This window comes from Amycolatopsis sp. ATCC 39116 (genome assembly GCF_000231075.2).
GTDB classification, from domain to species: domain Bacteria; phylum Actinomycetota; class Actinomycetes; order Mycobacteriales; family Pseudonocardiaceae; genus Amycolatopsis_E; species Amycolatopsis_E tucumanensis.
In genome coordinates, this window is record NZ_AFWY03000046.1 from 56,559 (window position 1) to 63,720 (window position 7,162).

At 70.5% G+C, this 7,162-nt stretch carries 7 protein-coding genes; 2 read left to right on the plus strand and 5 right to left on the minus strand.

Annotation, left to right across the window (positions count from 1 at the left end; all coding sequences use genetic code 11):
- Position 1 precedes the first annotated feature (1 nt).
- The 4 genes from AMY39116_RS0332370 to AMY39116_RS0332385 all read right to left on the minus strand — a co-directional run bounded on the left by AMY39116_RS0332370 (position 2) and on the right by AMY39116_RS0332385 (position 2,694).
- On the minus strand, positions 2-454 hold the full coding sequence (locus tag AMY39116_RS0332370) for a nuclear transport factor 2 family protein (protein WP_020421758.1): 453 nt from the start codon (positions 452-454) through the stop codon (positions 2-4).
- Between the two features lie 11 nt (positions 455-465).
- Positions 466-1,050, minus strand: coding sequence for an NADPH-dependent FMN reductase (locus tag AMY39116_RS0332375; protein ID WP_020421759.1), 585 nt, complete (start codon positions 1,048-1,050; stop codon positions 466-468).
- Between the two features lie 150 nt (positions 1,051-1,200).
- On the minus strand, positions 1,201-1,686 hold the full coding sequence (locus AMY39116_RS0332380) for a hypothetical protein (RefSeq protein WP_235716259.1): 486 nt from the start codon (positions 1,684-1,686) through the stop codon (positions 1,201-1,203).
- 99 nt (positions 1,687-1,785) lie between these two features.
- Complete coding sequence (locus AMY39116_RS0332385; RefSeq protein ID WP_020421761.1) at positions 1,786-2,694, minus strand: LysR family transcriptional regulator; 909 nt, start codon at positions 2,692-2,694, stop codon at positions 1,786-1,788.
- A gap of 234 nt (positions 2,695-2,928) precedes the next feature.
- Here AMY39116_RS0332385 and AMY39116_RS0332390 point away from each other — a divergent pair, with 234 nt between their 5' ends.
- Positions 2,929-4,323, plus strand: a complete 1,395-nt coding sequence (locus AMY39116_RS0332390; protein ID WP_020421762.1) for a Dyp-type peroxidase — start codon at positions 2,929-2,931, stop codon at positions 4,321-4,323.
- A gap of 90 nt (positions 4,324-4,413) precedes the next feature.
- Entirely contained in the window at positions 4,414-5,199 is a 786-nt protein-coding gene (locus AMY39116_RS0332395) for a DeoR/GlpR family DNA-binding transcription regulator (protein WP_020421763.1), read from the plus strand.
- 507 nt (positions 5,200-5,706) lie between these two features.
- Here AMY39116_RS0332395 and AMY39116_RS44005 read toward each other — a convergent pair.
- Positions 5,707-7,162 (minus strand): cobyric acid synthase (locus tag AMY39116_RS44005; protein WP_020421764.1); only part of this gene is annotated, 1,456 nt, incomplete at its 5' end.

Consider the following 7,162-nt stretch of genomic DNA (forward strand, 5'->3'; position numbering starts at 1 on the left):
GTCAGGGTTCGAGGTCGACCACGCCCTTGCCGCTGGAGACGTCCAGCGGCACAGAGACCTGGTCGTGGGCGATCAACCAGGCGCCGTCGACCTTTCGCATGCCGTAGGTGACCCGGACCCACATCCCGTTCGCCGTCACCCCGCTCGGCAGCGTGCCGTGCAGGCGCGCGAAGGCATACCCGTACGCCACCTCGTCACCCACGGTGAAGGTCAGGTCGCGAATCTCGTAGGTCACGGTCTCAAAGAACCGGAACACCCGCGCCCAGTTCTCGAGTTTCGCCGCGATTCCGACGTGCTGGAGCGGCGGCTCGATGTCGAAGGACACGACGTCTTCCGTGTACAGCTGCCGCAGGGCCTCCATGTCCTTGGCCCGCAACGCTTCGGCCACCTTGCCGATCTGCTCGCGAATCTCGGCTTCATCGCGCTGGGCCCGGAACCCGTTGACCGTAGTCATGATTCGTCCCCTCAAGACTGGGCGGAAACGGTTTCGGCGGTGGCCCGCAGGGGCGCCATGGCGGTGCTCCAGGCGATGAGCTGATCCAGGGTTTTGCCCAGGGTGGCGACGTGGTGGTCGCGTGGCGTGAAGGTGGTGTGGTTCTCGAAGTCGGTGAGCACCGAGATCGCGACCTGGTAGCCGACGTCGGCCATGCCGAGCGTGCTGCAGACCGTCCGCAGCTGCACCACGGCGCGGGCGCCGCCGTTGGCGCCGTAGGAGACGAAGCCGACCGCCTTGTCGGTCCATTCGGCGAAAGCGTGGTCGAGTGCGTTCTTCAGCACTCCGGGCATCCCGCCGTTGTACTCCGGGGTCACCACCACGAAGCCGTCGAACGGAGCGATCCGCTCGGCCCAAGCGCGGGTGTGGGCGTGGACCGACGGGCCGAACATCGGCGGCATCGGCTCGTCCAGGTGCGGCAGCGGGTGGTCGCGCAGATCGATCAGTTCGAATTCGGCATCGTCGCGCTGTGAGGCCGTGTCCAGGACCCACTGGGCGATCTGCGCGCCGTTGCGGTTGGGGCGGGTGCTGCCGAGGATGATGCCGATTCTGGTCATTTTCCGAAAACTCCTGTCGTACATCGCGAGTGTGCTGATCGTCCGACGACGTGGCCGGCCGGAACGTCAGGCCGGCCCGGTCAGGCGAGGTCGTCCGGGGAGCCAGGCGCGCAGGTTCACCGGGGACCGAGACGAACCCGATCCCTGTGGTCATCGCGTTGCGGAATGGATGATTTCGGCTCGCATCCGCTCGTTCGGCGTCGCGATGTCCCACACCCGGACGGTGCCCTGCGCATCGCGGTAGGCGCCGGTGCCGCCGGTGATGGCCATGTCGAGCGGGCTCTCGCCGGTGACCCAGAGCGATTGCGCGGTCAGCGATCCCTGCTCGAGCCTCGCCGTGAGCACGCACTGCGTGGTGATCTTGGCGCCGTCGAGGTGGACGATCTGGCACGAACCCCCGCCTTGCCCCACCCTGCGGCCGTCCTTGAGCAGCCAGCCGGAATACACGTAGAGATCACCCACACTGGCGCCGGCCGGCGGCAGGTCGGGGGCCGCGTACTGGTCGTTCTCGACCGCGAGTTCCAGGATCTCGGTAGGCGCCGGCCGGCTCGCCGTGCTGGTCTCCGCCCCGTAGGCGCTGAGCGCGCCGCCGGCCAGCAGCGCCCCCGCGACCACCACGACGAAGCTCTTCCGCAACGGTTTCCTCGAGTACATGGTTTCTTCCTCGTCTCCGGATTTCGACCGAACACCGAGAAAGTTATGACGCCGAGGACATCTTGACTAAGACCAATATCGCTATGGCGTTATAGCCGCCGGGGCATGCGGCCCGCCGGACATCCAGTTCCAGCCGATGATCGTGTCGCGCAACCCGCGGGCGGCGGGCGAGAGGTGGTTGCCGGCGCCCCAGTACAGGGTGAGCGTGCGGCGGCAGTCCGGGGCGTCGACGGCGATCCAGGCGGCCGAGTCGCTGGGGAACGAGCGTTTGGCGAGGTCGGGGACGAGGCCGACGCCGAGGCCCGCCTTGATGAGTTCCGCGATGGCGCCCAGCTCGTCGCCCTCGCAGACGATCTTCGGGGTGAGGTCGCGGGCCGCGAAGAGCCGATCGAGCAGGCGGCGATGCCAGTGCCCCTTGCCTGCGGCGATGAAGGGTTCGCCGGCGAGTTCTTCGATGGTCACCGAGGTCCGGCCCGCCAGCGGGTGATCGAGCGGAGTGGCCAGCCAGATGGCCTCGTCCAGCAGCGGGACGGCTTCCAGCCCTTCGGTGGAGATCGGCTGGGAGGCGGCGCAGAGGTCGACGTCGTGAGCCAGGAGGCGGCGGGCCATCTCCGCGGCGGGCGTCTGGCGGAGTTCGACTTCCACGCCGGGATGAGCCCGCTTGAAGGCCGTGAGCGGCCCGATGAAGGTGAGGAAGGTTTCCGAGGCCAGTCGCGCGGTGCCGAAGCTCCCGCTGGTGGCCTCGGCGACGGCCCGGCGCCCTGCTTCGAGCTCGCCGAGCGCGCGTTCGACGTAGTCGCGAAAGAGCCTTCCGGTGTCGTTCAGCCGGAGCCGCCCGGCCCGATCGAACAGGGGCGTGCGCAGCTCGCTCTCCAGGCGGGCGATGGTGCGGCTCAGTGACGGCTGGGCGACGCGCAGCTCGTCGGCCGCGTGGCTGAGGTGTTCCAGTCGCGCCACCACGAGGAATTGCCTGAGCGAGTTCAGGTCCATCGCACGCCGTACCTTCCCGAGCATGACCGCATGTCAATACTGATCTCAGGCACGATAGCCCTCCGGCTATAGCGCCCCTCGTCCGTTCGCCCCCTGAGCCGATCGGGTGAAAACCCGCCCATTTCGTACTTGGCAGCCACTCAGCGCGACTTAGGGGCAGGTGACGGCGCCGCACACGACAGGGGCCTCGCGGCGCCGCCACCGTCACTGGGGTAAAGCCAAGAGGGGGCGTACATGCCTGTCGACCTGTCCACCACGCTGTCCTGGAAGTCCGCCACCGGCGAAGCGGCCACCATGCTGGACGAGCTGCAGCCGAACATCCTGAAGGCGCACGTCCGGGACCGCCTCACCGTGCTGTTCCTCGGCTTCGGCGACGCCGCCGAAGCCCGCACCTTCCTGAACGGCCTGTCCGGGCTGATGAAGTCCGCGCGGACCCACCTGCAGGAGGTCGAGGCGCACAAGCTCACGAAGGCGGTCGGCACGCCCTACCTGGGCGTCGGCCTGACCGCGCACGGCTACGCGACGCTCGGCGTCACCGCGCCTGCCGACCCGTCGTTCACCGCGGGCGCGAAGGCGGCGGTCGAGAAGCTCGCCGACCCGGCCGTCACCGAGTGGGAGGGCCACTACCAGCAGACGATCGACGCCGTGCTCCTCCTCGGCGACGCGACCGCCGGTCCGGTCCGCACCCTGCGCCGCCAGGTCGAGGCGCTGCGCCCGGCGTCGGTCACCGTGGTGGGCGAGGAGTCCGGGCTCGGGCTCGCCAACGCCAACGGCGACGGGATCGAGCACTTCGGTTACGTCGACGGGCGCAGCCAGCCGCTGTTCCTCACCGAGGACGTCGACGCGGAGCGGGACACCACCGACGGCGTCAACGACTGGGACCCGTCGGCGCCGCTGGAGCAGGTCCTCGTGCCCGACCCGGCCGCGCCGGACCCGACCGTCCACTTCGGAAGCTACTTCGTGTTCCGCAAGCTGGAGCAGAACGTCCGGCTGTTCAAGGAGGCCGAACGCGACCTCGCGCACGACCTCGGGCTGCGCGGCGAGGACCGGGAGCGGGCAGGCGCGATGCTGGTCGGCCGGTTCGAGGACGGCACGCCGCTGACCGCGCAGAGCGCGCCCGGCTCGCACCATCCGGTCGGCAACGACTTCAGCTACGACAGCGACAAGCTGGGCCAGAAGTGCCCGTTCCACGCGCACATCCGCAAGACCAACCCGCGGGGTTCCGGCGGGGCGGAGGCGCCGGAGGAGGAGCGCAAGCACCTGATGGCCCGGCGCGGCCAGACCTACGGCCGCCGCCACGACGACCCGAACGCGGACCTGCCGCCGCGCCTGCGCCCGGCGAAGGACGTCGGCCTGCTGTTCATGGCCTTCAACTCGAACCTGGGCAACCAGTTCGAGTTCACGCAGCAGATCTGGGCGAACAACCCCGCGTTCCCGTTCCCGCCGGACGGTTCACAGCCGGGTCTCGACCCGGTCATCGGGCAGGGCGCGCGGGCACCGCAGAAATACGCGCCGGAATGGGGCCACAACAACGTGGCCGAGGCGACCGATCCCATTCCGCAGGCGGTCACGATGAAGGGTGGCGAGTATTTCTTCATGCCGTCACTTGCCTTCCTGCGGAGTCTGTGAGTGAAATTCCGACAGCCCGCCGGATTTCCTCCGGCGGGCTGTTGCCGTGATCGGGTTTCCAAGGCGCGCGCGAGGCGGTATTACTGATGCGTGGACAGGCATGAGCGGCTGAACACGCTGCTCGAAATGATCGGCGAGCAGGGCCGGGTCGAGGTGGACCAGGCGGCGGCGAAACTGAACGTCTCCCCTGCCACGATCCGGCGCGACCTCGATCATTTGGCAGGCCGCCAATTGCTCACCAGAGCCCGGGGCGGCGCCGTGGCCGGCAACGTCGCCTACAACCTCCCCGGCCGCAACCACGCCGACCGGCACGCGGTGGAAAAGCGCCGCATCGCCGAGGCCGCGGCCCGGCTGGTGAATCGCGGAATGGTGATCGGGTTCAACGGGGGCACCACCACGACCGAGGTCAGCAGGGCGATCGCCAGCCGTCCGGATTTCAACGACCGCGGCAGTTCCCCGGCGCTGACCGTGGTGACGAACGCGGTGAACATCGCGCACGAGCTGACCGTGCGGCAGAGCATCCGGCTGGTCAGCACCGGCGGGGTGGCGCGGCCGCAGTCGTTCGAGCTGACCGGGCACCTGGCGGGGATGGTGCTGGAGGAGGTCAGCCTCGACCTGGCGTTCATCGGCGTGGACGCCGTCGACCCGCTGCGGGGAGCCTACGCGCACCACGAATCCGAGGCGGCGATCAACAAGCTGCTGGCACACCGCGCGAAGAAGGTCGTGGTGGTGACCGACAGCTCGAAACTGGGCGCCTACGCATTCGCCCGCATCTGCCCGACGCTCGACATCGACCTGCTGATCACCGATTCAGCCGCCGAGCCGAGCCTGGTGTCGGCCTTCGAACTCGAAGGCGTGCGGGTGACGCTCGTCTGAGCTGAAACCGGCCCGCGCTCAGCCCACAACGGCACCGCCCGGCCGTGCCACGGTCAGCCGCAGCCAGCGCTCGACCACATCCGCCCAGCCGAACCCCGGTGCCCGCACCCGCGGGCAGACCACGCTCACACCAGGCGCCCGCCCGGCCAACCGCGGCCGCCACATCCGCCCAGCCCAACCGCGGCGCCAGCCCCGTAGGCGAGCACCGCGCTCACCCCCACCAGGCAGCCCCTCCGGCGCACCACGCTCACCCCGCGCCGGGCAGCCCGCCCGGCAGCCCGCGCCCCGGTCAACCACAGCCGCCCAACCCACAACCCCGACCCAACCCAGCGCCAGCACCCGAAGGCGAGCCCCACACTCAGCCCACACCAGGCAACCCCTCCGGCGCACCACGCTCAATCACCCGCAGCAGGACATCCGAGTCCAGCCGCTCCCCGGTCAACCACAGCCGCCCAACCCACATCCCCGACCCAACCCAGCGCCAGCACCCGCAGGCGAGCCCCACCCTCACCCCACTCGGGGCAACCCGTCCGGCGCACCACGCTCAATCAGCCGCAGCAGGGCGTCCGTGTCCAGGCGCTCCTCGACGGCGTCCGCGAGCCGGTCCAGCATCGACTCGCGCAGGGTGGCGAAACCGGGTGCCCCCGGCGCCGGTGACCAAGCCACCCCGGCCTGCGCCGCCACCTCGCCCAGCCACGCCCGGCGGAAGCCGTCGTTGTCCAGGGTGCCGTGCCACGTCGTGCCCCACACCGCACCGCGCCGCCAGCCGTCCAGGAACGGTTCAGCCTCCCCGGTCGGCGTCGCGCTGCCGTGGTGGATCTCGTAGGCCTCGACCTCGTGCCCGCGCCACCGCGCGACCGGCCTGCCGAGCACCTTCTCCACACTGAACGCCACCCGCGTCGGCAGCAGACCCAGCCCCGGCACCGTCCCGGCCCCGGACTCGACATCGTCCACAATGGTCTCCGCCAGCATCTGGTAACCGCCGCAGATGCCCAGCACCGGCCGTCCGGCGGCGGCCCGCGCGGCCAGCGCCGGCTCCAGCCCACGCTCCCGCAACCACCGCAGATCCCCCACCGTCGCGCGCGTTCCGGGCAGCACCACCAGGTCCGCGGCCCGCACGGTGTCCGGGTCCGCGGTCAGCGTGACCGTCACGCCCGGCTCCGCCGCGAGCGCGTCCACGTCGGTCGCGTTCGACGCGCGCGGGAACCGCACCACCGCCACCCGCAACCCACCGGTGACCTGCTGCTCGTGCCGCCAGCCCGCCGCGGCGAGCGCGTCCTCCGAGTCGATCCACACCCCGTCCAGCCAGGGCAGCACCCCCAGCACCGGCCGGTGCGTCAGCTCCGCGATCCGGTCCAGGCCCGGCCGCAGCAACGACTCGTCACCGCGGAACTTGTTCACCACCCAGCCGGCGAGCAGCGCCTGGTCCGCGGGCTCCAGCAACGCGACCGTCCCGTACATCGCGGCCAGCACGCCACCGCGATCGATGTCGCCGACCACCACCACCGGCAGCCCGAACCGCCGCGCCAGCCCCATGTTCACGTAGTCGCCCTGCCGCAGGTTGATCTCGGCGGGGCTGCCCGCGCCCTCGCACACCACGACGTCGAACCGCGTGCGCAGCTCGTCGAAGGCGTCGAAGGCGATGCGTGCCAGCTCACGGCGGCCGGTGGCGAACTCGCCTGCTTCCAGCGTCCCGAACGGCTTGCCGAGCGCGATGACGTGGCTGCGCCGGTCGCTGCCCGGTTTCAGCAGCACCGGGTTCATCGCGGCCTCCGGCTCCACCCCGGCCGCGACCGCCTGCAACCACTGCGCCCGCCCGATCTCCGCGCCGTCGGCGCAGACCATCGAGTTGTTCGACATGTTCTGCGCCTTGAACGGCGCCACCCGCAGCCCGCGGCGCGCGAGCCACCGGCAGATGCCCGCCGTGACCAGGCTCTTCCCGGCGTCCGAAGTGGTCCCGGCG